The organism is Alistipes sp. UBA1686, from assembly GCF_002320215.1.
Taxonomy (GTDB): Bacteria; Bacteroidota; Bacteroidia; order Bacteroidales; family Rikenellaceae; genus Alistipes; species Alistipes onderdonkii.
Map to the genome: position 1 here is coordinate 360 of NZ_DCKA01000009.1, position 25,843 is coordinate 26,202.

Annotated in this window: 24 protein-coding genes and 2 rRNA genes (1 of these 26 running past the window's edge); 9 read left to right on the forward strand and 17 right to left on the reverse strand. The window is 56.9% G+C overall.

All coding sequences use genetic code 11. From position 1 onward, the window contains the following. The 3 genes from B3C38_RS02280 to B3C38_RS02290 form a co-directional block, all read left to right on the forward strand. A 23S ribosomal RNA gene (locus tag B3C38_RS02280) occupies positions 1–321 on the forward strand (its annotated part extends 359 nt beyond the left edge of the window); the annotation flags it as partial. A gap of 179 nt (positions 322–500) precedes the next feature. Continuing rightward, a 5S ribosomal RNA gene (rrf, locus tag B3C38_RS02285) occupies positions 501–614 on the forward strand. Positions 615–1,512: 898 nt separating this feature from the next. Then, positions 1,513–2,340, forward strand: coding sequence for a zinc finger domain-containing protein (locus B3C38_RS02290; protein ID WP_286724904.1), 828 nt, complete (start codon positions 1,513–1,515; stop codon positions 2,338–2,340). A gap of 214 nt (positions 2,341–2,554) precedes the next feature. Here the strand turns inward: B3C38_RS02290 and B3C38_RS02295 are convergent, their stop codons facing one another. The 6 genes from B3C38_RS02295 to dapF all read right to left on the reverse strand — a co-directional run bounded on the left by B3C38_RS02295 (position 2,555) and on the right by dapF (position 7,604). Beyond that, on the reverse strand, positions 2,555–3,364 hold the full coding sequence (locus B3C38_RS02295; RefSeq protein ID WP_286724906.1) for a M48 family metallopeptidase: 810 nt from the start codon (positions 3,362–3,364) through the stop codon (positions 2,555–2,557). Positions 3,365–3,481: 117 nt separating this feature from the next. Beyond that, complete coding sequence (locus B3C38_RS02300; protein ID WP_022332415.1) at positions 3,482–3,763, reverse strand: zinc ribbon domain-containing protein; 282 nt, start codon at positions 3,761–3,763, stop codon at positions 3,482–3,484. Positions 3,764–3,909: 146 nt separating this feature from the next. Then, entirely contained in the window at positions 3,910–5,637 is a 1,728-nt protein-coding gene (locus B3C38_RS02305) for a hypothetical protein (RefSeq protein ID WP_286724940.1), read from the reverse strand. A 129-nt stretch (positions 5,638–5,766) separates the two neighbouring features. Beyond that, a complete protein-coding gene (locus B3C38_RS02310; RefSeq protein WP_022332417.1) occupies positions 5,767–6,564 on the reverse strand; it encodes an alpha/beta fold hydrolase in 798 nt (265 codons plus the stop codon). Positions 6,565–6,574: 10 nt separating this feature from the next. Beyond that, on the reverse strand, positions 6,575–6,778 hold the full coding sequence (locus B3C38_RS02315; RefSeq protein ID WP_022332418.1) for a hypothetical protein: 204 nt from the start codon (positions 6,776–6,778) through the stop codon (positions 6,575–6,577). A 19-nt stretch (positions 6,779–6,797) separates the two neighbouring features. Next, complete coding sequence (gene dapF, locus B3C38_RS02320) at positions 6,798–7,604, reverse strand: diaminopimelate epimerase (RefSeq protein WP_022332419.1); 807 nt, start codon at positions 7,602–7,604, stop codon at positions 6,798–6,800. A gap of 136 nt (positions 7,605–7,740) precedes the next feature. Here dapF and B3C38_RS02325 point away from each other — a divergent pair, with 136 nt between their 5' ends. Together B3C38_RS02325 and B3C38_RS02330 are read left to right on the forward strand one after the other, a co-directional pair. Next, positions 7,741–8,487 (forward strand): nitroreductase family protein, encoded by a 747-nt coding sequence (locus B3C38_RS02325; RefSeq protein WP_022332420.1) that lies wholly within the window; start codon positions 7,741–7,743, stop codon positions 8,485–8,487. Positions 8,488–8,527: 40 nt separating this feature from the next. Continuing rightward, positions 8,528–10,900 carry a BamA/TamA family outer membrane protein gene (locus tag B3C38_RS02330; RefSeq protein WP_286724949.1) on the forward strand — a complete coding sequence of 791 codons (2,373 nt, stop codon included), beginning with the start codon at positions 8,528–8,530 and terminating at the stop codon, positions 10,898–10,900. A gap of 112 nt (positions 10,901–11,012) precedes the next feature. Here B3C38_RS02330 and B3C38_RS02335 read toward each other — a convergent pair whose 3' ends face one another. From B3C38_RS02335 to B3C38_RS02360, 6 genes are all read right to left on the reverse strand, one after another. After that, positions 11,013–11,897, reverse strand: a complete 885-nt coding sequence (locus B3C38_RS02335) for a helix-turn-helix domain-containing protein (RefSeq protein ID WP_229107549.1) — start codon at positions 11,895–11,897, stop codon at positions 11,013–11,015. Between the two features lie 216 nt (positions 11,898–12,113). Then, a complete protein-coding gene (locus B3C38_RS02340; protein ID WP_055204884.1) occupies positions 12,114–12,674 on the reverse strand; it encodes an OmpH family outer membrane protein in 561 nt (186 codons plus the stop codon). A gap of 27 nt (positions 12,675–12,701) precedes the next feature. Beyond that, positions 12,702–13,208: an OmpH family outer membrane protein gene (locus B3C38_RS02345; protein ID WP_195998677.1), complete on the reverse strand. Its 507-nt coding sequence runs from the start codon at positions 13,206–13,208 to the stop codon at positions 12,702–12,704. A 174-nt stretch (positions 13,209–13,382) separates the two neighbouring features. After that, complete coding sequence (locus tag B3C38_RS02350) at positions 13,383–15,956, reverse strand: BamA/OMP85 family outer membrane protein (RefSeq protein ID WP_195998676.1); 2,574 nt, start codon at positions 15,954–15,956, stop codon at positions 13,383–13,385. A 26-nt stretch (positions 15,957–15,982) separates the two neighbouring features. Continuing rightward, positions 15,983–16,696 carry a polyprenyl diphosphate synthase gene (gene uppS, locus B3C38_RS02355; RefSeq protein ID WP_117507944.1) on the reverse strand — a complete coding sequence of 238 codons (714 nt, stop codon included), beginning with the start codon at positions 16,694–16,696 and terminating at the stop codon, positions 15,983–15,985. 81 nt (positions 16,697–16,777) lie between these two features. Beyond that, positions 16,778–17,656: an NAD(+)/NADH kinase gene (locus B3C38_RS02360; RefSeq protein WP_022332425.1), complete on the reverse strand. Its 879-nt coding sequence runs from the start codon at positions 17,654–17,656 to the stop codon at positions 16,778–16,780. A gap of 183 nt (positions 17,657–17,839) precedes the next feature. Between B3C38_RS02360 and B3C38_RS02365 the strand changes: the two genes are divergently transcribed. From B3C38_RS02365 to B3C38_RS02375, 3 genes are read left to right on the forward strand one after another with little or no spacing between them, the layout of a single operon-like run. Next, a complete protein-coding gene (locus B3C38_RS02365; RefSeq protein WP_022332426.1) occupies positions 17,840–18,556 on the forward strand; it encodes a pyridoxine 5'-phosphate synthase in 717 nt (238 codons plus the stop codon). Positions 18,557–18,573: 17 nt separating this feature from the next. Next, positions 18,574–19,227, forward strand: coding sequence for a GDSL-type esterase/lipase family protein (locus tag B3C38_RS02370; protein ID WP_055204897.1), 654 nt, complete (start codon positions 18,574–18,576; stop codon positions 19,225–19,227). 4 nt (positions 19,228–19,231) lie between these two features. Further along, on the forward strand, positions 19,232–20,641 hold the full coding sequence (locus tag B3C38_RS02375) for a CCA tRNA nucleotidyltransferase (RefSeq protein ID WP_276793720.1): 1,410 nt from the start codon (positions 19,232–19,234) through the stop codon (positions 20,639–20,641). Between the two features lie 73 nt (positions 20,642–20,714). Here B3C38_RS02375 and B3C38_RS02380 read toward each other — a convergent pair whose 3' ends face one another. Together B3C38_RS02380 and B3C38_RS02385 are read right to left on the reverse strand one after the other, a co-directional pair. Then, a complete protein-coding gene (locus tag B3C38_RS02380) occupies positions 20,715–22,436 on the reverse strand; it encodes a S41 family peptidase (RefSeq protein WP_286724960.1) in 1,722 nt (573 codons plus the stop codon). Between the two features lie 69 nt (positions 22,437–22,505). Further along, entirely contained in the window at positions 22,506–23,465 is a 960-nt protein-coding gene (locus tag B3C38_RS02385) for a DMT family transporter (protein WP_286724962.1), read from the reverse strand. A gap of 49 nt (positions 23,466–23,514) precedes the next feature. On the opposite strand from B3C38_RS02385, the gene B3C38_RS02390 reads away from it, so the two are divergent. Beyond that, a complete protein-coding gene (locus B3C38_RS02390; RefSeq protein WP_032136168.1) occupies positions 23,515–24,468 on the forward strand; it encodes a DMT family transporter in 954 nt (317 codons plus the stop codon). On the opposite strand, the gene B3C38_RS02395 is transcribed toward B3C38_RS02390, so the two are convergent. Genes B3C38_RS02395 through B3C38_RS02405 form a run of 3 tightly spaced genes read right to left on the reverse strand, consistent with a single transcriptional unit; the run spans position 24,465 to position 25,831 of the window. Beyond that, positions 24,465–24,860: an acyl-CoA thioesterase gene (locus tag B3C38_RS02395; RefSeq protein ID WP_022332432.1), complete on the reverse strand. Its 396-nt coding sequence runs from the start codon at positions 24,858–24,860 to the stop codon at positions 24,465–24,467. The two genes, B3C38_RS02390 and B3C38_RS02395, sit on opposite strands and share 4 nt — an antisense overlap. Before the next feature lie 6 nt (positions 24,861–24,866). Beyond that, entirely contained in the window at positions 24,867–25,448 is a 582-nt protein-coding gene (locus B3C38_RS02400) for an L-threonylcarbamoyladenylate synthase (protein WP_022332433.1), read from the reverse strand. Positions 25,449–25,453: 5 nt separating this feature from the next. Further along, on the reverse strand, positions 25,454–25,831 hold the full coding sequence (locus B3C38_RS02405) for a VOC family protein (RefSeq protein WP_022332434.1): 378 nt from the start codon (positions 25,829–25,831) through the stop codon (positions 25,454–25,456). Positions 25,832–25,843: the final 12 nt, after the last annotated feature.

Consider the following 25,843-nt stretch of genomic DNA (forward strand, 5'->3'; position numbering starts at 1 on the left):
AGTGGCACGCGAGCTGGGTTCAGAACGTCGTGAGACAGTTCGGTCTCTATCTGTTGCGGGCGTAGGAAGATTGAGGGGTCCTGACTTTAGTACGAGAGGACCGAGTTGGACGAACCTCCGGTGTATCGGTTATGCTGCCAAGTGTACTGCCGAGTAGCCGCGTTCGGTCTGGATAAGCGCTGAAAGCATCTAAGCGCGAAGCCATCCCCAAGATAAGTCTTCCCTTGAGGGGCGTAGGAGACGACTACGTTGATAGGCTGCAGGTGTAAAGACAGTAATGTCAAAGCCGAGCAGTACTAATTACCCGAAAGGCTTTTTTACAAGATTCTTTATCTCATCTCCGAAGTATGTCAACTTATACCGGGTGCGACGGATTGCAGCGACTAAAAGGCTGCTCGCACTACTTCGATAGCATGGAGCATGTCGGACTTCGTCCTTCGTTTTCTCCACACGACAAAACAAACAGGTTTGCTTTGTCCCGGTTTATCGAAAACGTTCTTTTAGGTGGTTATAGCAGTGAGGTTCCACCTCTTCCCATTCCGAACAGAGAAGTTAAGCTCACTAACGCCGATGGTACTGCGGTTTTCCCGTGGGAGAGTAGGTAGCCGCCTCTTCAAGGTCAGATCATTAGATCTGACCTTTTTTTATGTTTAGATTTTTACGGCCGGAGTTGCATGTCGAAAACGGACGGCCTTTAGGGCGCTCTGTTTTTTATTTCTTCCATTTTTTATGAAATCCGCAGTGGCTGCATGTCAACTCGTAAGTGTTGTTTTGGACGGAGAGGAGATGCAATGAAATATTATGGCACTTGGAGCAGCGCAGTGTCGATAATAACAGTTCATATTGCCTGAACAGGAGGATATTAATGCTGCTCACGGCGATGCATGACAATCCGAACCAAGGATTCTGGCAGGCAAATGCAAAAAATAATCCGCCTGCCATTATCAAAGAAAGTACAGTCAGTCCGGATAGGCGGATGATCCTGTTCTGCATGTGTTTCGAGAACCAGAGCGGCAGTGTGGCGCAAATACTGACTGTTGCAGGGACGAAACTGATGCAGATTAGCAGTAGATAGCTATTCATAATATCAGTCAGCCGGTCCCTCGGCGTATGTAAGTGGGGATAGTGGGATTGTATCATAAAAAAACGTGGGACAAAACTCATATATTTGCTTTTCGAGGTCTTAGGAAACCATGTAGTACAAATATAGAATGAAGCCCACGTTGGAAACGTGAGCGTCAAACTTCATTCCTCGTACTACTTCAGAAAGTTCCTAAGTTTCGAAAAGCAAGGTATAAAGCTAACGCTTTTTATATGTATGCCCTGCTTTTTTTGAATGCAAGGGCGTAATAATCTGAATTAGAGATCTTCTGTTGTTAATTCATAGGCAGTGCGATTTAAAATTCGTCACTACAAATATATATAAAAAATCGGAATAGCCGAAATCGAAGCCGATCTCCGGCATCGCATGGAAATTTGATTATCTTTGCTGCAACACCTGAAACTAAAAAAATGATCGAAATTCCCGAATCTCACGCGTATGCACGGCAAGCCGGCGATATGCTGTCCGGACGGACGGTTACCGATGTTTTCAACGCAACGTATCCTCATAAATTTACCTGGTATACCGGGGATCCGGCCGCATACAGGAGTTTGTTCGCCGGAAAAAAAGTTCTGGCTGCCGCAGGTTATGGGGCATTTGTCGACCTGCTGTTGGAGGATAGGGTGCATATCGCGCTTTCCGACGGCGTACACATGCGTTACTGTCCGGCCGGAGCGGATATCCCGCCCAAATACCAGTTGCTAATAGCATTCGACGATGACAGTTTCCTGGTCTTCACGGTGGCCATGTATGGCGGGATCAATGCTTTCCGGGATACACTGGATAATCCGTACTACCTGGGTGCCTTGTCGAAACCTTCCCCGCTCGGCGATGGGTTCGATGCCGCTTATTTCGACCGCCTGGTGGCCGGTGCTAAACCTAATCTTTCCGCCAAAGCGTTCCTTGCTACGCAACAGCGGATTCCCGGCTTGGGAAACGGCGTCCTGCAGGATATTCTTTTCAATGCACGGATCCACCCTAAACGGAAGATGGCGACGTTGGGCGAGCGAGAACTGGACGCGCTGTTCGGCGCTGTGAAATCCACGCTGGCCGAAATGACAGCGGTCGGTGGCCGGGATACGGAGAAGGATCTTTTCGGCAATTCCGGCGGGTATAAGGTCATCCTCTCGAAAAATACATATGCGGATCCGTGCCCAGTATGCGGAGGTGCACTTGTCAAGGAGGCCTATCTGGGCGGGGCGGTTTACTATTGCCCGCATTGCCAGCCGTTGAAATAGCACCGGGTTTACTGGAGGGGGCGGATATGTTTTTCAAAGATGCCCGGTCTGCGGTTCCGCCGAAAGAATGAACGGCAAAAGCCGGGGATTTCCCCGGCTTTTGCGTAATTGTGCGGCAGATAGATTATTGGCCGCATGGGCTGCCGAATAGCTGTGCGGACTCTCCCTGTTGTGACCCTGTCCCGGGCGAGCCGGTATTATTTCGGTGTAACTTCTACTGTTGTTGCGCGGCCGCGTGTGCGTCGGCCTTCTCTTTCATCCGGGCGGCGCGTTTCTCGCTGTCGGGGTGCGATGAAAACATCTTCTGTACGGTCGATGCCTTGGCTCCCTTCGAAAGTTCTACCAGTTTGTTCAGCGAGTTGCCCATCGCATAGGGGCTGAAACCGTGTTTTACGGAGAATTCAAATCCGTATTCGTCAGCTTCGTACTCCTGTTTCTGCGAGAATTGCGCATCGGTGAAGGCCGTCACCAATTCGCCCAGCTGCGAGCCGCTCAGCTTGGCCAGCCTGCTCCCTTCCGCAGCCCCGGCAGCATTGCGGGCCGCGGATGCCAGGTAGGCGTTTTTCATCGCATGTTTTGTGTCGGCGTGGACTACGTGCCCGATTTCGTGCCCGATGATCGCCATCAGTTCGTCGTCGTCCATCAGATCCATCAAGGCGCTGAAGACGCGGATCGAACCGTCGCCGTAAGCGAAGGCATTGACGTCGGCCACCTTGTAAACCTTGAAGTTGAGCGGTAACCCGTCGACCTCTGTGATACCCTCGGTCAGGCGTTTGAGGCGGGCCCCGTATTCGGTCGTCTCATCGGCGACGGGGTTGTTGGCGTCCATCCATGCTACGGCTTCGCGGCTCAACTGTGCGATGTCGCTGTCGCTCAGGGTCACCGCTTTGGCGACATCCTTCCCGGCGTCGAGCAGTTTTGCCGTGTTGAGTTTCTTGCCGCCGATTTTCAGCTGGGCAATCGCATCCCCGGGCCACAGGACGCTTAGGGACAGGACGGAACATAAAAGCAGGAGTTTCTTCATTTTCGTTTACGGAGTTTTAAGTTTCCAGGCAAAGATAGCAAATTATCCGGGAACCGCTATGGACGTAAAGCCCATTCGGTTTTCCCGGTTCCGAATGTTATTGCCGTGCTGCGAAGCTCAGTCTTTTTTCCAGCGCTTGAGTGTGGGAAAGTATTCGCGCATCAGCGTGACGGACTCCTCGAAAGTATAGCTTTTGCCATTTTCGTCGCGGAACTGTTCGTGGAACTGTGCACAGTGGCGGATCATCTCCTCCATCGTACATGCCGCGGTGAAGGTGCCGCCCTTGTAACAATAGACGCAGTATTCCCCGCTCGGGCTTCCGTCGGTTTCAGTGCCGAAATCGCCCGCCGCCTGCATCGGCATGCCGCAGCTCTGGCAGAATTTCATCTCTTCGTTCATCGTTCTAAAGTTTTATATCCTGCCGGAACCGATGAGGCGCGGTTCGTCGAGGATCGGTTTAGTCTGTGCCGGAAATATCCATTTTACAAATGTAGGCAATTCCCGTTTCCGGCAAATTTATTTGCCGGATATATTCGCGGGCATGGTTAAAAGCAAAAGCAGTCGATCATCCATTGGTCGTCTATACCTTTGACCGTGGCATTCAGATTCCCGTCCGATGAGGTAAGTTGCATCTCCTGCCGTCTGGTATCCCAGATAAAGTCCACTTTCCAGGTTATCGGGTTCATCTCTTCTGCGATGGCGGAGTAGTTGTCGATCAGCGGATCCTTGCGGAGCCACTCGCCCTGTCCGCTGCCTATTTTGCCTGTTTTAACACTATCGGCCATCTGGTCGAAAGTCGTTTCCAGACTCTTGAGCAGGTCGGGCGTAAGGTAATTGCTTTGCTTCAGTGCGTGGACGTATTTGCCGAGTTCATCCCGGTCGAGTTTTACAAGTTTGCCTTCGTCATCGTATTTTGCAGCTTTCAGCTCCTTGAACGACCAGTAATTGGCTTTGTACCAGTCGATAAACTCGGTAGCCCTCTCTTTGGCCCGGGCTATATTGCGGGTCTGGCTGCGAACCGTTTCCGCAGGATAAAGTTCGTTCGGATACACGTCGAGTATTTGATCGAGGAGTATGCGCCACATGGCGCTGGTTCCGTCGTTGGAACGCCGCCCCCAGAACGTATAAGCCCAAAGCAACAGATATTGATCGTCGGAATTTCTGTTGACCGTGTAGCGTACATAGGGATTGGTGATGTAGTCGCCGTATTCTCGCCAAAGCAGATACGTGTCTTCCTCGTTTGCATAGTTGTAAATGTCAGTGAAAGCGTCCCTGCCGTTCTTTTCACCCAGTGCGTTCAACTCCCGCCAGGCCAGATCGAGCATGTCGACCCTTTTGGCAAAGAAATTATAATCGATAGCGTCCTTTCTTTTCAGCAGCGCTTTTTTCAGCCACCAGAGCATGGTGTCGAAATCCTCCGAATCGAAATCCTCATAGTCCGAGTGGAATACCTGATGGTAAAAGCGGCTTAACCGCTGTTTGACGACGAAGCGCATGCTGTCCCTTGCCGCGAATTCCCTGTATTTTTCTTCGCCTATCTCCTCGGGACTCGTTAGGATACAAGGCGTATAAATCGCATTCGGATTATATTCCAATATTTCGCTGCACTCCATTACAAAAGAATAAACGTAGTCTTCACCCAGTGCTGCCCAATCGTATTGGTTGTAGATATACATAGCGTCGTCGGCAAGACGTTCTGCGGTTTCTTCACTCACGACTACCTCTTCGTCGGGGCAGTCCGGGGTTTCTCGCTGCGCGTCCGATTCCGTATATTCCCGGTTGTCCGATGTCGAGCGGCGATGCGATTCCGACCAATAGAATGCGTCGGTCGAGGCGAGGTCGCATGCGATGGTCGAGACCAGAATGTATGCGATGGTCGACAGAATGAAAAGCAGGATCAGCACTATTTTCCAGCCGGTTTTTCGGATACGGGTGGTTCTGCGCAGGAGAAGTACCAGCAGCCAGGTAATAAAAAGATGTACCGCAATGAAAATGGAGAATACCCGGAAGAATCCCCGAATCCAGATGTCGGGTATTGTGGAAGCTAAGAAGGCGGACGGTACGGCCAGCAACAGCGACAGTGGTATGAAGAGCTGGGTTTTCGACAATCGCTCCACGAAACTCTGCTGTCGCTCCTCTTCCGAAAGAGGTTCTATTTTATTGGTCAGTCGCACCAGCCCCACGATTATGCAGGTCACCAGTGCGGGAAGCAGGAGAGTCCAGAATTCGAAGACGGCGAGCCATGTCAGAGGAGTCGAGTAGTCGCTGCCCAACTTGGAGTATAGGGCTATGAGGGAGATTGAAATGCCTATCCCCGTTGAAATCAGATAAATGCCGCTGATAAGCCGGCGAAAGTGTTTTCTTGTCATTATTGTTTGGGATTGTGTGTTGGGGTGGGGGTGTTATTTTGGCACGAAATCCAGGATCGCCCGGGCCGTCGCCTCGGGTTCTTCGAGGAATCCCATGTGTCCCGAGTTTTCCAGCCATACGACCTTCGCCTGCGGATGCTCCGCGACCATTTTCTCGGCCGCTTCGGGCGGGATGTAACCGTCTTTCCTGCCGAGGATAAAGAGCTGCGGCACCTTCGACGAGCGCAACATCGCGTTCTGGTCTTTGCGGGCGATCATGCCGCCCAGCAGGGCGACAATCCCTTCGTCCTCGGTAAGGAAAACCTGTTCGGTCAGGTCTTCGATATGATCCTGCATCCGCGCGCGGTTCTCTTCGGCAAAGCCTGCTGCCGGAGCTACCCGGGCGAGCATCTCCTTCTTGCCTGCCTTTACGAGGGCGATCTCCCTGCGGCGGTTTTCAGCTTTTTCGGGAGTGTCGCGATTGGGCGTGGAACTGAGCAGGACGAGCCCGTCGAGCATCTCCGGATGGCGCTCGCAGAATGCCAGTGCCACGTAGCCGCCCATGGAGTGTCCAACGAGCGTACAGCGCCCGATACCAAGGGCCGTGAGGGCGTCGGCTACCGTGTCGGCCAGGAAATCCATCGTATGCACTTCGCCTGTGACGACCGAAATGCCGTGCCCCGGCAGATCCAGCGTCACTACGCGTACCTCTTTATAGAGGTAGGGGACGAAATCCTCCCATACCAGTGACGATTCGAGATAGCCGTGCAGCAGCACGACGCACTTTTCACCGGCCTGTGAATCGCAGATATGCAGGGCCGTAGTCCCCGCCATTATGAATTTTTCGGTCATGTCCCGGGAATTATTCCTCCTCGTCATCCCCTTCGTCGAGGTAGTCGAGTACGGATTCGCGCCGCGTCGTGCCGAGGAGGTTCTCGTCGTCCTCTTCGTCGATCGAACGGTAGAGCGAGTGCCGCTCTTTGCCGCTCTTGCGTATCGGATCGAGGCGTTTTGCCTTTCGAAGTTCGTCTGCGTCGTGTTCGCGGATTCCCTTGGGTGTTTTCATGGGTGGGAGAGGATTGGTTTTAGAAATTGTCGGTTTCGAATACCCCGCTGAAAACCCTGCGGGCAGGGCCCGTGAGCCTGATATTCGTATAATTCTGTGTCCCGGCCTCGTGCGTGAAGCCCACGATCAGCTCTCCGCCGGGAACCTGTATCCGGTATTTTGTCGTTCCGTGCTGCAAAGCATAGTTGGTTATGATCGCCGCAGCCGTGGCACCCGTGCCGCAGGCCAGCGTCTCGTGCTCGACGCCCCGTTCATAGGTGCGCATACGGATCGCTCCGTTGCCCGTGACCTCGACGAAATTGACGTTCGTACCCTGCGGGAACCGCCCCGTATCGTAACGGATACCCCTGCCGCGTCCGTTTACGTCGATGCCGTCGACATCATGCACCATTTCCACGTAGTGGGGAACCCCCGTATTGAGGAACCACCAGCCGTCGCCGCTGCGGATTTCCGATACATTTATCATGCCCAGCTCGATTTCGCCCGCGGGGCCCTGCGCACGCCGGATGTGTGCCGTATGCACGCCGTCCGTCGCGTCGAAATATTTGGTTTCCCCGCCGATGCCCAGATGTTCGGCGAAGAGCGCGAAGCAGCGGGCGCCGTTGCCGCACATCTCCCCTGCCGACCCGTCGGCGTTGTAGTAACGCATCGAGCAGTCCAGCCCGGCGCTGCGGCGCAGGGTCATCAGCCCGTCGGCGCCGATGCCGAAATGACGGTCGCACAGGGCGGCGATATGTCCGGCATCCGGCCGGAATGCTCCCTCGCGGTCGTCGATCAGGATGAAATCGTTGCCCGCCCCCTCGTATTTGACGAATTTTACCAGCACTTCCGATAGTGGTTATATCATCGCAAAAATAATAAAACTTCTAAAAGTTTTACTACTTTTGTGGAAAATATGCGTATTCGCCGCTACCGGCAGGCGCCCGTATTGTTTTTTCAGAAAACCTATAAATACAATTCCCATGAAAAGTGTGCTTTTCAAGCATCGTTCGATACGTAAGTTCCGTTCCACCCCAATTCCCGAGGACGTGCTGCACGAGATTCTCGAAGCGGCATCGCGTGCTTCGACATGCGGCAACATGCAGCTCTACTCGCTGGTTGTGACCCGCGATGCCGCTTTGCGCGGGAGGCTCGCCCCGTGCCACTTCAACCAGCCGATGGTGACGCAGGCTCCGTGCGTGGTGACGGTCTGCGCCGATGTGCACCGCTTCTCGATGTGGTGCCGGCAGCGCGATGCCGACCCGGCCTATGACAATTTCGCGTGGTTCCTCAATGCCGCGACCGATGCCCTGCTCGCCGCCCAGAACCTGTGCGTCGAGGCCGAACTGAAGGGGCTGGGCATTTGCTATCTCGGAACGACGATCTATACTGCCGGCGAGATCGCCGACATTCTGGAACTGCCCAAGGGCGTCATTCCGCTGACGACCGTCGTCGTGGGGTATCCCGACGAGTCGCCCGGGCTGACCGATCGCCTGCCGCTCGAAGGCGTGGTGCACTATGAGAAATATACCGACTATACGGCTGCCGAAATCGACGAGTTGTGGGCCGAGCGTGAAGAGTCGGAGCTCACCAAACGCCTCCTCGAGGAGAACGACCTACCCAACCTGGCGCAGGTCTTCACGCAGCGCCGCTACGTCCGCAAGGACAACCTCGCGATTTCGAACTCCTATTTCGCGCTCCTGAAGGAAAAAGGGTTCTTTAACAACTGACGCTGGGGTGCGGGGGGCCTGTCGTATATTCGTTGCCGTCATGCTGGGCCTGATCTGCTCCGCATGCAGCGTCACACGCAAAATCCCCGAAGGTCAGTACCTGTTGCAGAAGGTGAAGATCGACGCCGACAAGTCGACGCCCCGCAAGGAGCGTATCACTGCGGCTGATTTCGAGAAATACGTGCGCCAGACCCCTAACAAACGTTTTCTGGGTACCAATTTCTATGTCTGGCTCTACGAGCAGGCCAATCCCGGCAAGCAGAACTGGTGGAACAACTGGAAGCGCCGGATCGGGCAGGAGCCCGTATTGCTGGACATGGGCCTGACGGAGCGGAGTGCCCAGAACCTGAAGATCTTTATGGATTCGAAGGGATTTCGCGCGTCGCAGGTGACCTTCAAGGTGGATACCACTTCGCGGCGCAAACGCGCCAGGGTCACCTACCGAACCCGGCAGGGCGAGCCTTACCGGATCGACTCCGTTTCCTATGAGTTCCGGGACAAGTTCCTCGAACAGATCATCCTTCCCGATACCGCCAATACGCTGCTCCGCAAGGGCGGCATCTTCGACATCACGGTACTCGACCGCGAGCGCGAGCGTATTGCGGCCTACCTCAAGGAGCGGGGGTATTACAACTTTACGGTCAACAACATCGAGTATGTGGCCGATACGCTGGGCGGCGGCCATAAGGTCGGGCTCGAACTGGTTGTCAAGCAGAACCTTACGGGATATGACGAGCGCGGCCTTCCGGTCATGGACAACAACATGGTCTACCGTATCGACCAGATCAACGTCTTCCCCAATTACGACCCTACGGTAGCCCGAACCGATTCGACCTTCCTGCAGCGGCTCGACACGCTCTATTACCGCGGCCTGAATATCGTCTACGAGAAACGCCCCAACCTGCGACCCGCGATCCTGCGGCAGGCGGTGCCGCTCTACCCGAACTATGTCTACAATTCGGCACAGGTGAACCGCGCGTATACCGACCTGATGTCGCTCGGGTATTTCAAGAGCGCCAAAATCGAATTCGAGGAGCAGCCCCAGAGTGCCGATGTCACCAACTATGTCTCCTTTATCGGAGCATCGGCCGATTCCACGCAGACCCGCTATACGCGGGAAGGGTACCTGAAATGCAATATCCTCTGTACCCCGACCCTGAAACAGAGCTTCAAGGTCGATCTGGAAGGAAGCACCACGTCGAGCTTCTACGGACTGAAAGCCACCGTGGGCTACCAGAACCGCAATATTTTCCGGGGTGCCGAAGCATTCGACGTTTCGTTCACGGCCGGCTATGAGTTTATGAAGGCTCCCGATGCCAGGAAGAAGCAGGCTACGGAGTTCGGCATAACGACCGGGCTGACTTTCCCGCGTTTCCTGATGCCCTGGCGCACGCGGCGGTTCCGTTCGGTCAACCAGCCCAAGACCAAGGTCGAGTTGTCGGTCAATTTCCAGGATCGCCCCTATTACCGGCGCACGCTTTCCAGCGCGGGCATCACCTACCAGTGGACGAACGACCGTTACTCGTCGTTCTCGCTGCGGCCCATCGACATCAACGTGGTCGATGTCAACAACCTCGACGAATCGTTCCTGATGATAAACAAGACCGACTCTGCGGGGCACCAGGAACTCACTCCGAACAAGTACCTGCTCGAGAGTTTCCGGACGCAGTTCATCGGCGGGCTGACGTTCGGCTATTCGTACAACAACCAGCGCAAGAACCTTGGGGGCAATGCGACCAATATTCGGTTCAATTTCGAGACGGCGGGCAACCTGATCGACGCCGTAGACCGCCTGTTCTACGCACGTCCCAAAGACGGAAGCCCGGCCAAGATCTTCGGGATCGAATATTCACAGTATTTCCGTACCGACCTGAGCATCAGCCGCAAGATCATGCTGGGCGGCGCCACGGCACTCGTCGGCCGCATCTATGGCGGCGTGGCGATGGCTTACGGCAATTCGGCCTCCGTTCCGTTTGACCGCCAGTTCTATTGCGGCGGCAGCAACGGCATGCGCGGCTGGGCGCCCCGTACGCTGGGGCAGGGTTCGGTGCCCGACCCTCACAGCTCCTTCCCGATACAGACGGGCGATGTGAAGCTGGAGGCCAACCTCGAACTGCGTTTCCCGGTATGGGGCATGGTGCATGGCGCGACCTTCTTCGACCTGGGAAACATTTGGTATATCCGCCAGAGCTCCGACTACTCCGACGATGCGGTCTTTCATTTCGACAAGTTTTACAAGCAGTTGGGTTTCAATACGGGGATCGGCCTGCGGCTGGACATCAAGTTTGCGGTACTCCGCCTCGACTGGGGCGTGCAGCTCCATAATCCGAACAATCCCTCCGGCGAAAAGTGGATACACAACCTGCGCTGGAAAAATACGGCGCTCAATTTCGGCGTGGGGTATCCCTTCTGATCCCCGCCCTTTCCTTTTTTGCCGGCGGAGGATTACCCTCGGAGCCCGACGCATAAAGCCTCCCCGGCCGTATGGCCGGGGAGGCTTCGTTGTCTGCGGCAATGCCGTGCCGTCAGTTCTGTGCCTTGTACTGCGAAGGCGACATGCCCGTATTGCGTTTGAAGTAGCTGCCGAAGAACGATTGGTTCGGGAAATTGAGGTAGTAGGCGATCTCCTGAATGCTCATGGTGGAATATTTGAGCAGTGTCTTGGCCTCGATGATCACGTAGTTGTCGATCCACTCCGAAACCGACAGCCCGCTGATCCGTTTTATGAGCGTCGTGAGGTATTTGGGCGTGATGCAGAGTTGTCGGGCATAGAACCCCACGCTGCGTTCGGTGCGGTAGTGTTCGCCCAGCAAGTGCGTGAATTGCTTGAAATATTCTTCGGCCCGGTTGTGTATGGGATTCTGTACTTCGGGATGCTCCGAGAGGTAGTTGTAGAGGACGTCCCCGACCTTGTAGATCGTCGCGGCAATCAGCCCGTTGATGATATCGTACGTGAAATGGGTTTCTTTGCCCCGGGTTTCACGCTCGATCTGCGCGATGAAACTGCGTATCGAGTGGCTTTCCTCGTGCGTGAGCGTCAGGCAGGGGTTGGCTGCGAATTGCAGGAAAAGCTGGAGCAGGTTTTTTGTGTCGATGTTGATGCGGCGCAGGAAATCGGGTGATACGACGATTACGTCGGCCCTGAAATACTCCTCCGACTTGACCTGGAGGATATTCTTCGGGCTGAAGATGAAGATCGAATTTTTCTTCAGCCGGTATTCGTGCAGGTTGAGCGATACGCTGGTTTCGCCTTCCGTGCCGACGCCGATGACGAAGGCGTCGATGCGGCACGGGAACCGGAAAATTTCCATACGGTTGTCGCTGCTGGCCGTGAAGCACTCCCTCATCAGGCCCTGGCGGTTGTCCCCGGACATTTCGATGAGCTGCGACAGCGTGAATGAGTTGATCATAGTTTCTGTGTGTTTTCTGTTCATTTATCCCTTACAGTCGGGCTGAATATAGCAAAAAAACAGTAATTTAAGTTCATTATGTTCGATAATCGAACGAAATGAACAATATAGACTCCTTTCCGTATTTTTCCGGTTGTTTTGCCGGATATGGGCATGAAAAAAGTGCCGGGGAGCCGGCACTTTTTAAGTTTTTATTTTGAGTTTATTCGTCTTACCTTATTTTGCCGCAGGTGCTGCGGGAGCGGCGGGCGTAGCTGCCGGGGCGTCCGTGATCCCCAGTTCCTTCTTCACGGCCGGGGCGAGGTCGGTCAGCATGGCCTCGTCGAAATAGGCCAGCGACCCTGTCGAAGTGTCGAAGACTGCCAGGTAGCTGCCTGCGGTCGCAACCTTGTCGATAGCGGCCTTGGCCTTGTCGATGATCGGGGCCAGCAACTCGTTGTAACGCTTCTGGAGATCCTGCTGTGCGACCTGTTCGAAATCGTTGCGGCGCTGGATGAGATCATTCAGTTCCTTCTCTTTGAGCTGGCGCACGGCGTCCGACATGGTCGAGAAATTCTTGTTGAACTCCTGATACTTGTTGTTATATTCGACGACAATGTTCTCCATGCTCTCCTGAAGATCCTTACTGTAAGCTTCGATGTTGGTCTGCATCTCCTTCATTTCCGGCATCACCGAGATAACTTCCTGGGTGTTGATGCGCCCGAATTTCTGTGCGAAGAGCGATGTGGCGCCCATCACGAATACAACCGCAAGGGTTAGTTTGATTGTTTTTTTCATAAATTATCAGTTAATGTTTTGATGATTCTATTTTTTGAGGACGTCGATAACCTGCTGCGTACGATCCACACTGGGGTTCGAGTAGAGCAGCGTCGGGTTGTTGGCCGAATCGAGCACCACGTCGGCACCCACCTGTTTGGCATAGGCTTCGATCGCGGAAAAGACCTGTTTCTGGATCGGCTCGATCATTTCGATTCGCTTTTTCATCAGTGTGCCGTCGTTGCCGAAGAGGGTTTCCTGATACTCCTGTGCCGCTTTTTCTTTGGCCAGGATGTCGTTTTCCCGGGCCTGGCGCGTCGCGGCCGTGAGCGAGGCTTTCTGGTTCATGTAATTGTTGTAGAGCGTCTCCACCTCTGCGAACTTCGCGTCAACCAGATCCTGATACTGTTCTGCCAGTTTGTCCAGCGTGGAGAGCGCCGTATTGTAAGCGTCAATGGACTTGAAGACTTTTTCACTGTTTACGATTATGTAGTTCTGGGCAGCCAGTGTGCCAGCCGAGAGAACGAATGCCGCTATTAAAATCAGACGTTTCATAATCCTTTGTGTTTTAAGTTAATATTCAGCCGGTTTCCCGGAACGGTGCTATAAATATAACTATTTTCTTTCAAATTTATTGCCACACTGCGCTTTATTTGCGCTTCCCGTATGTTTGCCCGGAAAGCCGGCTGGGGAGTTGCCCTCCCGCTGGCCGCCCCGCCGTGCCGCGGGTTAGAACTGCTGCCCCAGTACGAAGTGGAACTGGCTGCCGCTCTTCTTGGTCGAACCTGCCGGGGCGTCGAAACCGTAACCCCAGTCGATGCCCAGCATACCTACCACCGGCAGGTAGAGGCGGACGCCGAAACCGGCCGAACGCTTGATCTTGAAGGGCGAGAACTTCTTCCACGATTCGAACGCATTACCGCCTTCGAGGAAGCCCAGTACATAGATCTGCGACGAGGGTTTCAGGATGACCGGGTAGCGCAACTCGGCCGTGTATTTGTTGTAGCCGACCGAATAGTCGCTCGTGGGGTCGAGTGCGCCGTCTTCGTAACCGCGCATCGAGATGATGTCGATACCGTATATGTTATACCCCGACATACCGTCGCCGCCGACCTCGAAACGCTCGAATGGCGAAACCTTGTGTTTATTGTAGTTGCCCAGGTAACCCATCTCGGCCTTGAGCATCAGCACCAGGTTCGAGTTTTTCGTCAGCGCCTGGAACCACTGTGCCTTGAATTGCCATTTGTGGAATTCTACCCAGCGGTAACGCTCCTGGTTGGCCTTGTCGGCGGTCGTGCTGTTCGTACTGTTGGCCAGTTGCTCGAGTTTCTTATAATCCTTGCCGTCCCAGAGCGAATAGGGGGGCGTGAACTGCACCGAAGCACTGAATTCCGAACCGCGGCGCGGATAGATCGGCTGGTCGACCGAGTTGCGGGCGAATACGAGTTTGAGCGAAAGCAGGTTGGCTGCACCGTTGGTCATGCCGAACGTGTTCCAGTTCTTGAGCGAGAAACGTTCGTAGCTGGCCTCTCCGTAGAGCGTGAAGTAGGGATCGGGCCAGTTCAGACGCTTACCCAGTCCGGCTGCCACGCCGTACGTGCGGAAATACTGCGTACTCTTCTGCCATACGTAGTAGGCGTTGTTCTGCTCGGAGAAATGCGCCGAGATCGTGAACGAGTTGGGTTTCTTGCCGCCGAGCCACGGGTCGGTGAAACTCAGGGCGAAAGCTTTGTAATAGGTGCCGTTGGTCTGGGCCGATACCGACAGGCGCTGGTTCTGCCCCATCGGATAGGGGCGCCATGCACCCTTTTTGAAGAAGTTTTTGACCGAAAGGTTGTTGAGCGTGATGCCGACCGAACCTACGAACGTGCCGGAGCCCCAGCCGCCCGCGATGTTGAACTGGTCGGAAGCCTGCTCCTCGAGCGGCCAGTTGACGTTGACAAGCCGGTCGGATACCGGTTTGATGTCGGGCATGATCGTCTCGGGGTTGAAATGCCCCATCGAACCGAGCGTGCGGATGGTCTGCATCAGCAGCGAGCGGTCGTAGAGTTCGCCCGGGAAGGTGCGCAGCTCGCGGCGGATGACTTCGTCGTCGACGCGCTGGTTGCCCGTGATGCCCACCTCGTTGATCTGGAACTGCTTGCCCTCGAATACCTTGACCTCGATGTCGATCGAGTCCGGGCCGATGATCGTCTCGGCGGGTTCGATCTGCGACATCAGGTAACCGTTGTTCTGGTAGAGCGACGAGACGGACATCGCCTCGGGGTCGGTTTCCTTGCCGATGCCCAGTCGTTTGTGCATCGACTTTTTGTCGTAGGTGTCGCCCTTGCTCACGCCGAACATCTGCTGCAGGTCGTTGGTTTCGTAGACCGAGTTGCCCACCCACGATACGTTGCGGATGTAATATTTGTTGCCTTCCGAGACTTCGAGGTCGATGCCCAGCCGCTTGTCGTTGATCGGGTAGATCGAATCGCGCACGATCGTAGCGTTACGGTAACCGCGCGAGTTGTAGAAGTCGATCAGGAGGTCTTTGTCCTCTTCGTAATCGTTTTCGTTGAGCTTCGCCCCGCGGAAAATGTTGATGCTCTTCTGGTGGGTCTTCTTGAAGGTACGGCGCAGGCGCTTGTCCTTGAACTGTTCGTTGCCCGTGAAATTGATCTTGCCGATCTTGACCTTGTTCTTGCGGTCGATGAGGAACGTGACGTTCACCATCTGCGGGCGCAGCGTGTCGTTGGTGATGCGCACGTCCACCTCCGTATTGCGGAAGGCTTTTTCCGACCAGTAGGCCTTGATGAGCTTTTTGTTCTTGTCGATGATATAATCCGATAATTCGCTGCCCCGCTTGAGTTTGAGCTTCTCCAGCAGGTCTTTCTTCTTGCCCTTCGAGATGCCTTCGAAATCCCAGTTGTTGACACGGGGACGCTCCTTGAGAAAGACCTCAAGGTCGAGGCTGTCGCCCTCGATCTCGGCTCCGATCTTCACGTCGGAGAAAAACCGCTGGCTCCACAGGCGCGAAATGGCATTGGCGATGAAGTTGCTGGGCAGGTAGATCGAGTCGCCCGCGATCAGTCCCGCCGAGGATTTGAGGATGTCGGAATTGAGGTACTGCACACCGTGGATATTGATGTCGCGGATGTAGTAGAGCTTCTGGGCGCCATCCTGCCGCATCATGGGGGCGTTTTCCGGGAATGCGGGCTTCGACGAGGCCGCGGTGTCTGCAGGATTCTGTTCCTGGGCGAATATATTCGTGCAGCATAACACGAAGGTCACGGCTGCCGTGAATATCTTACCGAAATAATTCATCTATTTTAATCTAATCTTTACTTCATCTATTTAACCAGCCCGAAACGTCGGTCGCGGCGGGCGTATTCCTCGATTGCCCGGTCGAACTCCTCTTCGGTGAAATCGGGCCACAGCACCTCCGGAAAATAAAGTTCGGCATAGGATGCCTGCCAGAGCAGGAAATTGCTCAACCTGCATTCGCCGCTCGTGCGGACGACCAGGTCGGGGTTCGGGTAGGGCGCCGTGTCGAGCGAAGCGCTGACCGTCCCCTCGGAGATCTCCCCCGGGGCGAGCTCTCCGGCTGCGACCCTTGCGGCGATGCGCTGCACAGCGCGCGTGATCTCGCTGCGCGACGAATAGTTGAGCGCAAGGATCAGCGTCAGCGTCTTGCCCCCGGCCGTCCGTTGCTCGGCTTCGCAGAGGTAGCGCTGCACCTTTTCCGAAAATCGCGTGCGGTCGCCGATCATCCGGATCTCCACCCCCTGGCGGATCAGTTCCGGGGTTTCGTTGACCACGCTCTTGCAGAAAAGCTCCATCAGCGCGTCGACCTCCTGCGCGGGACGCCCCCAGTTTTCGGTCGAGAACGCATAGAGCGTCAGGTACCTGACGCCCCAGCGTGCCGCTGCGCGCAACGATGCCCGGACAGGCTCCACACCTGCAACATGGCCTTCGTAACGCTCCTTGCCGCGCAGCTCGGCCCAGCGGCCGTTGCCGTCCATGATGATGGCGACGTGTTGGGGTATGCGATTCTGCTCGCTCATATTAGGGCACAAATATAGGGAATTAAAATGAAAATCTACCTACTTTACTGAACAACTTTACACCGATTTAAGACAAGGGCTTCAACTGCGGATGTCGATGCCCCACATCATTTTATTCCGTAACGTGTCATAAAATGATATATTGTGCGGTACGGCCAGAAAAATCTTCTGATCGGCGCGTTTTATCGTGAAGGCCGCTTCCTGCCCGATGGCGTACACACGGCTGTCGAGGGTGACGAATGCGTCGGAGCGCCGCGCGTCGACACGGAGCGTGATCGTGGCCGAGTCGGGGATGACTACGGGGCGCATTGTGAGGTTGTGCGGAGCCAGGGGGGAAATCACCAGGCAGGCGCATGTCGGGGCTACGACGGGGCCTCCGGCGCTGAGCGAGTAGGCCGTCGACCCCGTGGGGGTCGAGACGATCACGCCGTCGCCGTGGTAGGTGGCCACCATCTGCTCGTCGACGTAGGTTTCGACCGAGATCATGCCGGCGCCGTGGCGCTGTACGGTGAATTCGTTGAGCCCCAGCTCCGTGTCGGGCTGCTCGGCATAGTCGCCCGTGGCTTCGATCATCGAGCGGGGCTCGGTGGTGAGGCGTCCTGCCGCTACCTCTTCGAAGATCAGGTTCAGCCCGGCGCTCGGGGCGCTGGTCAGGAACCCGAGGTGCCCGGCATTGATGCCCATGACGGGGATCGGGGCGCCGCAGAGGCGGTGTACGCCTTCGAGCAGCGTGCCGTCGCCGCCGTAACAGACCATCAGGCTGTCGGCGGGCTGCTGCCCGATGCATTGCCCGTAGACTTTTTCGGGCGGGATCTGCATGCCCGTGAGTTCGGTGACGAGGGGGGCGAACTCCTCGTTGACGGCGTAGTCGAACCCGAAAAGGCGGAGTGCATCGAACAATTGGCATATCTCGGCTGCGGTGTGGGAGAGCTGCCTGCGGGAAAAAAGTATGATTTTCATCGGCGGAGTTTCGAAAAAATAAGTAACTTTACCACGTCAAGACGACATCCGGGAGCCGTTCGTGCCCCCGTGCGGATCGGCCGGCGCGGTCGGGTTCAACATCGGGACGGCATGGTTCGTGCTCCGCCTGGGGCTTTATACAAGCGGCTTGTGCCGTCATTACGTGCAAATATAGCGAATTTTATGACAAAGTTAAGTGTAAACATCAATAAGATTGCCGTGGTGCGCAATTCGCGGGGCGGCAACATGCCCGATGTGGTTCGCGCAGCCCTTGATATCGAGCGTTTCGGCGCCGACGGCATCACGGTGCATCCGCGCCCCGACGCCCGGCATATCCGTTACGACGACGTGCGCGACCTGAAGTGTGTGCTAACTACCGAACTCAACGTCGAGGGCAACCCCATCCCGAGTTTCGTCGACCTCGTGCTGGAGGTCGTCCCGGCCCAGGTGACCCTGGTGCCCGATGCGCATGACGCCATTACGTCGAATGCCGGGTGGGATACGCTCGCCAACCGGGATTTCCTGACCGGGGTCGCGGCGCGGTTCCACGAAAAGGGGATCCGGGTTTCGGTCTTCGTCGATCCCGACCCTGCGATGGTCGCCGGTGCGAAGGCTTGCGGCGCCGACCGCGTGGAGCTCTATACCGAAGCCTATGCCCGCGAGTACCCTGCAGGTGCCGACGCCGCGCTGGCACCCTACCTGGCTGCTGCCGAAGAGGCGCGCCGCCAGGGGCTGGGGCTGAACGCCGGGCATGACCTCAGCCTGGAAAACCTGCGCTTCTTCGTCGGCCGCATCCCGTGGACGGACGAGGTGTCGATCGGCCATGCGCTGATCTGCGATGCGCTCTACTACGGGCTGGAAAACACCGTGCAGCTTTATAAACGTGAACTTAAATATTAAAAAAATAGAAGCCGGATATGAAAAAAGCCATTCTCTTTGCCGCGGCTCTGTTCGTCGCGGTCGCATCGTTCGCCCAAAACGAATACAACTATCAGAAACGCAGCCTTTTCGAACAGTTGCCGATCCGGGGTAACGACATCGTTTTTCTCGGGAACAGCATCACCGACGGCTGCGAGTGGGCCGAGTTGTTCAACAACCGCCATATCAAGAACCGCGGCATCAGCGCCGACCGTTCGGGATGGCTGCTCGACCGTCTCGATCCGATCGTCAACGGCCATCCCAAGAAACTGTTCCTGATGATCGGCACCAACGACCTGGCGGCCGGCGTGTCGCCCGAGGAGGTGGCCGCCAACATCGGGAAACTGCTCGACCGCTTCGCCGAGGAGTCGCCCTGGACAAAGATCTACGTACAGAGCATCCTCCCTGTGAACGGCGTGGATACCAAGGCCAAAGCCAAGAATCACTGGAAAAAGGGTGCCGAGATCATCGAGGCCAACAAACTGATCGAAGCGCTCTGCGAAGGCCGCAAGAATGTGCTCTACATCGACGTCTATTCGGCACTGGTCGATCAGAAGGGAATGCTCGACCAGCGCTATACGAACGACGGGCTGCACCTGATGGGCGAGGGGTATCTCGCCTGGAAAGAGGTCATCGAGAAATACGTGAAATAGCCGCGTGCCGCTGTCGAACCCCATATTCCGGAAAATTTCGCGTATCGCCGGCGAGCAGGGTGTGCGGGCCTTTGTCGTCGGCGGTTACGTGCGCGACCACTACCTTCGCCGCCCTTCGACCGACATCGACGTCGTCGTCGTGGGGAGCGGGATCGCCCTGGCCGAAGCGTTGGGGCGCGAGTTGCATACCAAAGTGTCCGTTTTCAAGACTTTCGGCACGGCGATGCTCCGTGCCGGGGGAATCGAGGTCGAATTCGTGGGCGCCCGCAAGGAGTCTTACACGCACGATTCGCGCAAGCCGCAGGTCGAGGCCGGGACGCTGGAAGACGACCAGCGCCGCCGTGACTTTACGATCAATGCGATGGCATGGTCGCTCGATGCCGATTCGTTCGGCGAGTTGGTAGACCCGTTCGACGGGATGTACGACCTGGAGGAGTGCATCATCCGTACGCCGTGCGACCCCGACATCACCTTCTCGGACGACCCCCTGCGCATGATGCGTGCCGTGCGTTTCGCCTCGCAGCTGGGCTTCACGATCGAGGAGGAGACCTTCGATGCCATCCGCCGCAATGCGCCGCGGATCGGGATCGTATCCCGGGAGCGCATTGCCGCCGAACTCAACAAGATCGTCCTGTCGCCCGTCCCGTCGATCGGCTTCGAACTGCTGGAGGCGACCGGGCTGCTGGAGCGGATATTCCCCGAGCTGCATAACCTCAAAGGGGTCGAGAAGCGCGGCGCCCATGCGCATAAGGACAATTTCGTCCATACGCTCAAGGTGCTGGACAACGTCGCCCGGCACAGCGACGATCTGTGGCTGCGCTGGGCCGCGGTGCTGCACGACATCGCCAAGCCGCTGACCAAAGCCTACGATCCGAAGGCCGGCTGGACGTTCCACGGGCACGAGGTCGTGGGATCGAAGATGGTACCCGGTATTTTCCGGCAGTTGAAACTGCCCCTGAACGAGCATATGAAATTCGTGCAGAAGATGGTTTTCCTGCACCTGCGGCCGATCATCCTTTCGGAGGATATGGTCACCGACTCGGCCGTGCGCAGGCTGCTGTTCGAAGCCGGGGACGACGTGGAAAAACTGATGACCCTGTGCGAGGCCGACATCACGTCGGGCATCGACGTCAAGGTGAAGCGCTACCTGGCCAATTTCGGCCTGGTGCGCCGCAAGATGAAAGACCTCGAGGAGCGTGACCGTATCCGCAACTTCCAGCCTCCGATCACGGGCGAGGTCATCATGCAGACCTACGGCATCGGGCCGTGCCGTGCGATCGGCGACATCAAGGAGGTCATCAAGAACGCGATCCTCGACGGGGAGATTCCCAACGACTACGACGCGGCCTATGCCCTGATGGAGCGGCTGGCCGCGGAAAAGGGATTGACCAAAGCCGCGGCCCGGAACCCGTAGGAACGCTGCCGCCACGTTGTTGTATTAAATAAAAAAGGTCGAGTTTTCCGCTCGGCCTTTTTTATTAGCCGGATTATATTTTGGCTGCCGGGTCGTAAGCCCCGGTGGCGATTATTTCGAGGGCTTTTTCCAGGATTTCGTCGCGTCCGGCCTGTAAGCCCGGGACTGTGGCATGAACCGGGACGTCGATCCGAACGCCTGCGCGCTGGGTGTTCGTGCCGTCGGGATAGAGGACGCCCAGCCCGGAGAAATATCCGAAATCGCCCCCGGGCATTACGAGTGCCGAAATGTTGCCGTCGGCGCCTGCCGTTTGCGTGCCGACGACCGTGCAGCGCGGTGTGGCCTGGAATGCCATGGCAGTATATTCCGCCTGGCTTTGGGTCGATGAGTCTACCAGCACGATGACGCGCCCTTTGTAGTAATCGGGATTCTCCGCGACGGCGGGATTGTCCGGGTTTACGAAGAGGGAGTCCTGCAACTCATGGAATACTCCGGGCAGTGCGCCGGTCGGCGCAAGCCAGATGACGTGCGGCGACGTACGGGGCATGAAGTAGCGGCCGATGAAGTCGAAGATCATGAACTCGCGGGGATAGCAGCGCAGATCGACGATCAGGGCCTTCGTATCCCGGAATTTTTCCATAATCCGGGCGCCGTCCGCTTTGGTGTAGTTAACCCCCGTCATGTAACCTATGCCGTCGGCAACCATGCGTATGTTGGCGGTGTCGAGCATGCGCTCCGTGATGTAGGGGCTCCAATCCATGACACTGCGCGTCGCAATCCGTTCCGTCAGCCGCCGGCCGTCGCGCACCAGCTCCACGGCGGCCGTATCCCGGTGGGAACAGACCATACACATGGCCGTCATGTAGTTGCGGTTCTCGGCGTTGGATGCGGCTTCGAAACGGGCAAGCCCGTCGTGCGTGCTTTTCCATCCGCGGCCGTCGATCGAGAGGATTTCGTCGCCCTTGCGCAGCGGGCCGTCGGCGATTACGAAGACCCGGTCTTCGGCGTTGCGCACCTCCGCCGGAACGGTGTTGTACCCGAACATATTGTATCTGACCAAGGCTGAATGCGAATCGCACAGCTCCCGCAGGAGCATGGCCTGGTTCGGGTTGCCGGGTGTTTGCCCGGGTATGAAAAGCGGAATGTATTTTTCCGGGATTTCGCCCCACGGGGTATCGGTAAGGTTACGGTTGGGGGAGAAATATTCGATGACGTTCCAGAAGCGGAACAGGAACAGCATCCGGTAACCGCAGTCGTCGGACGAACCGGCAGTGCTTTCGTTTCGCATCACGAAATTTCCTGCGTTTGCTGTAAAATCCGTGTAGCGGTTTGCTTCGCGTTTGGCGTAGCGCAATTCCCGCAGGAGGCGCGGGAGGACGTTGCCTAACCGTGCCGTGTCGTCCATCCAGAGCAGGTCGGCTGTCCGGGTGCATTTCACGGTTTTCAGGGCTTCGTCGTATTCCGCCTTGTCGGTGCTGAACCGTCCGAGCCCTTTTACCCATTCGGAAAGTACCCTGTTTCGTTCCTCCGGTGTGGCTTTGGCGACTTGCGGCAAGAGCCCGAAAAGCTCGTAATCGACATTGAGGGTCGAATCGGCGAAAACGGGATGGTGGTACTTGACGTAACCCCATACACGGCAGGTGACACCGAGGTTTTCGATGACCTGCGGATCCCGGGCGTCGAGGGAGTCGAGTGCGAAGCCCGAAGAGACCGAATAGTCGGGGTAGTGTTTGGGCTGCACGCAAGAGCAGCATGCACAACAGATCGTTGCGGCGAGGAGCAGGAGGGATTTCATGTCAGTAAGAGGTCGGTTTTCTGCAAAACGGGAACAATCAGTAATTTAGTATTTCCGGCAGCCGGTTTTTTATGCCCGGGGCCGATTCTCCGGTGCCTGTCCCGCTGCGGCTTTCTCCGCATCCAGTTGTGCCCGCGATTTCGACTTGGTGACCAGCCATACCCCGGCGAAGACGCACAGGGCTGCGACGCCTTTCGTAAAGCCGAAGGTGTCGAGCCCGACGGCGACGGTGAACAGCACCGCCACCAGGGGCTGCACGTAGTTGTACATCGACACGACGGTCGGGCGCAGGTAACGCTGTCCGACCGGCACCATGAAATAGGAGAGAAAGGTCGAGCAGACCACCACATAGCCGATGCCGGCCCAGGTGCGGGGTGCAAGCGCGGCGTAGTCTACCCTTGCGAGCGGCCGGTAGTAGATCGCCACGGCGGCGACGGCGGCGAAGAGGAACATCCATTTCATCGTTGTCACGGGGGAATACTTGACGATCACGTTGCGGAATGCCGTGAGGTAGGTGGCATAGCTGATAGCGCTGACGACGCACAGTACGTCGCCCGCCACGCTCGACGTGCCGCCCGTGCCGTGCCTGCTGACGAGGATCAGCAGCAGCGCCCCGCCGCAGCCGAGCAGTACGCCGCCCGCCTTGAGCCAGGTGATCGGCTCGCGCAGGAACAGCGTCGCCAGCACCATGGTGAGTACGGGGACGATGGTGGCGATGATCGAGGTGTCGATGGGCGAGGTGAGCGAAAGGCCCCAGAGGAAAAGCATCTGGTTGAGCTGGATGCCGAACACCGAGGCGAACAGCAGCAGCACGATGTCGCGCGGGGCGACTTTCTCCCTGGGCAGGAAGAGCGATACCGTCCAGAACAACAGGCAGGCGCCCAGCATACGGTATACGCTCAGTGCGAACGGGCTGACTCCCTGCGGGTGCGTTTCCGACCAGAGTACGCTTTTGCCGATCGGTGCGTTGAGGCCCCAGATGATATTCGCGACCCAAAGAGCCGCATGCCCTTTCAGTTTTCCGTCCATACGTTTGCGGGATTGACGCGGCAAATATAGGTAAAATTTGGTGTAATAATTGCCCGGATGGATCTTTGTGAGTAAAACGCGCTATAATCTCGACCTGGTATTTGCCAACATCTTTTTCGGGGCGAACTTTTCATTCTATGTCTCGCTCACGCGCAATTACCTCGATTTCCAGCAGATATTCATGTTGCAGGTGCTTTCGGGCGCGATTTTCTTCATCCCGTTCGCCCTTTTTTCGAAGCAGTCTTTCCGCATCCGGTGGCGCGACGCGGGCAACATCCTGGTCGTCACCATGCTGATTGTCTACGGTTGGATGTACATGCTGCTCTGGGGATCCTCTTACACCTCGCCCATTGACGCCTCGATCATTTCGACGCTCGGCCCGGCCGTGACGCTGATCATGGATCACATCATGCACCCGCGCAAATATATCAGGTCGCGGGTCGTGGGCGTCTTCTGCGCGCTGGCGGGGGCTGCGGTGCTGCTCTTCGACCACGGCTTCGTGCTCACGCACGGCAGCCGCGCCTACGGCAATGCGCTGGTGCTCGTCGCGGTGGTGGCGATCGCCATCAATACGGTCATTATCAAACCCCAGCTCGAACGGCTGGGAACGCTGGTCGTGATGGGATGGTATTACATCGTCGGGCTGGCCGTGACGGCGCCGTTCTTCTGGAAATACATCGACCATACGCAATTCCTGCGCCTGCCGTTGCAGGCACAGGCCGAACTGGCCTACATCCTGATCCTGGGGACGGTGTTGCCGATGTACCTGCTTTACCGGGGCACCGAGAAACTGACTTCGGTGCATACGGCCCTGTACCGCTATATCCAGCCCGTCATCGCCGGCATCCTGGCCCTCGTCCGCGGGCAGGCGGTGTTCGATGCCGCCAATATCGTGGCGCTGGCCTTCATCTTCGCGGGGGTCGTCCTGGTGGTGATCGGGTATAAATACTATGTTCGCCACGGACTCCCGCCCGTGGGGCACGACGGGCGGCTGCGCACTTAGTCCGCGAGCAGCCTCGTGCGCCATGCCTCGGGCACGGGCATGCTCAACTGCCTGGCGAAGTCGAAGGCGACCATCACCGAACGGCTCTCGCTGCGCACCCGGCCGTCGACGACGAGCTGCTGGAACAGCGTGAGGCTTTTGTTGCCGATCTTCTCGCAGGTCGTGGTGACGCGCACCCGGTCATGGAGGCGGATCTGCCCCATGTAGGAGGTCGAAGTCGAAACGGTGATGATGCGCAGGTCGCCCAGCAGCACTTCGTCGCCGAGCACCTGTTCGTAGTATTCCATCTTCCCCACGTCGAAATACATCTGCTGCGAGACGTTGTTGACGTGCTGGAACGGGTCTACGTCCGAAAACCGTTTCTGGATCTCTGTTTCGAGTACCTTTGCCATTTGTCGTTATTCGCGGATGATTTTCACTTCGCCGCCCTCGCCGAAGGCGATGATCGCCGAAGCCTTTTTCGTGGGCTTGCCTTCGAAACGGGGGTTGACGACGAAATCGACACCGTCGACCACCTCGCGCGACACCCCGGCGAGCCCTGCGGGCGTCGCTTCGCCCGAAATGTTGGCCGAGGTCGAAACGATCGGCCTGCCCAGCCCGCGGAGCATCCGCTGGCAGAAGGCGTGGTCGGGGATGCGCACGCCCAGCGTCCCTTCCTCGGGGATCAGGTTCCCGGCAACGCCCACGGCACCCGGGAGGATCGCCGTCAGGGGGCTGGTCGCCAGTTCCATTACCTCGAAGGCGATGCCCGGTGCCCGGTTGACGTAGCGCACGACCATGTCGGCCGAGGCGCACAGCACGAGCATCGACTTCTTGTTTTCGCTCCGCTTGAGTTTGTAGATGCGTTCCACGGCCTCGGCGTTGGTCGCGTCGCAGCCCAGTCCCCAGACCGTATCGGTCGGGTAGAGGATGAGCCCGCCCTCTTTGAGCACGCGGACGGCCTCGTCGGCCTCGCGCTGCAATTCGTTGTTGTTCTGCATGTCGGTTATTTTGCGGGCAGTATTTCGATCCAGTAGTCGTCGGGGTCGTTGATGAAGTAGAGCCCCATCTCGTGGTTTTCGTAGCAGATGCAGCCCAGCGCACGGTGGTATTCGCGCACGGCGTCGTAGTCGCCCGCCACGCGCATGCACAGGTGGCTCTCGTTCTCCCCCAGTTCGTAGGCCCCGGTGTGGTCGCGCAGCCAGGTCAGTTCGAGTCGGAATCCCGTCTGCCCGTCGCCCAGATAGGCCAGTACGAAACTCCCGTCGGCAGCCTCCTTGCGGCCGGTCTCTTTCAGCCCCAGGGCCTTGCCGTAAAACTCCAGGCTCTTCGCGAGGTCGGTGACGTTGATGTTGAAATGGTCGAATCGGCTCTTGATTTCCATGGTTCCCAAATT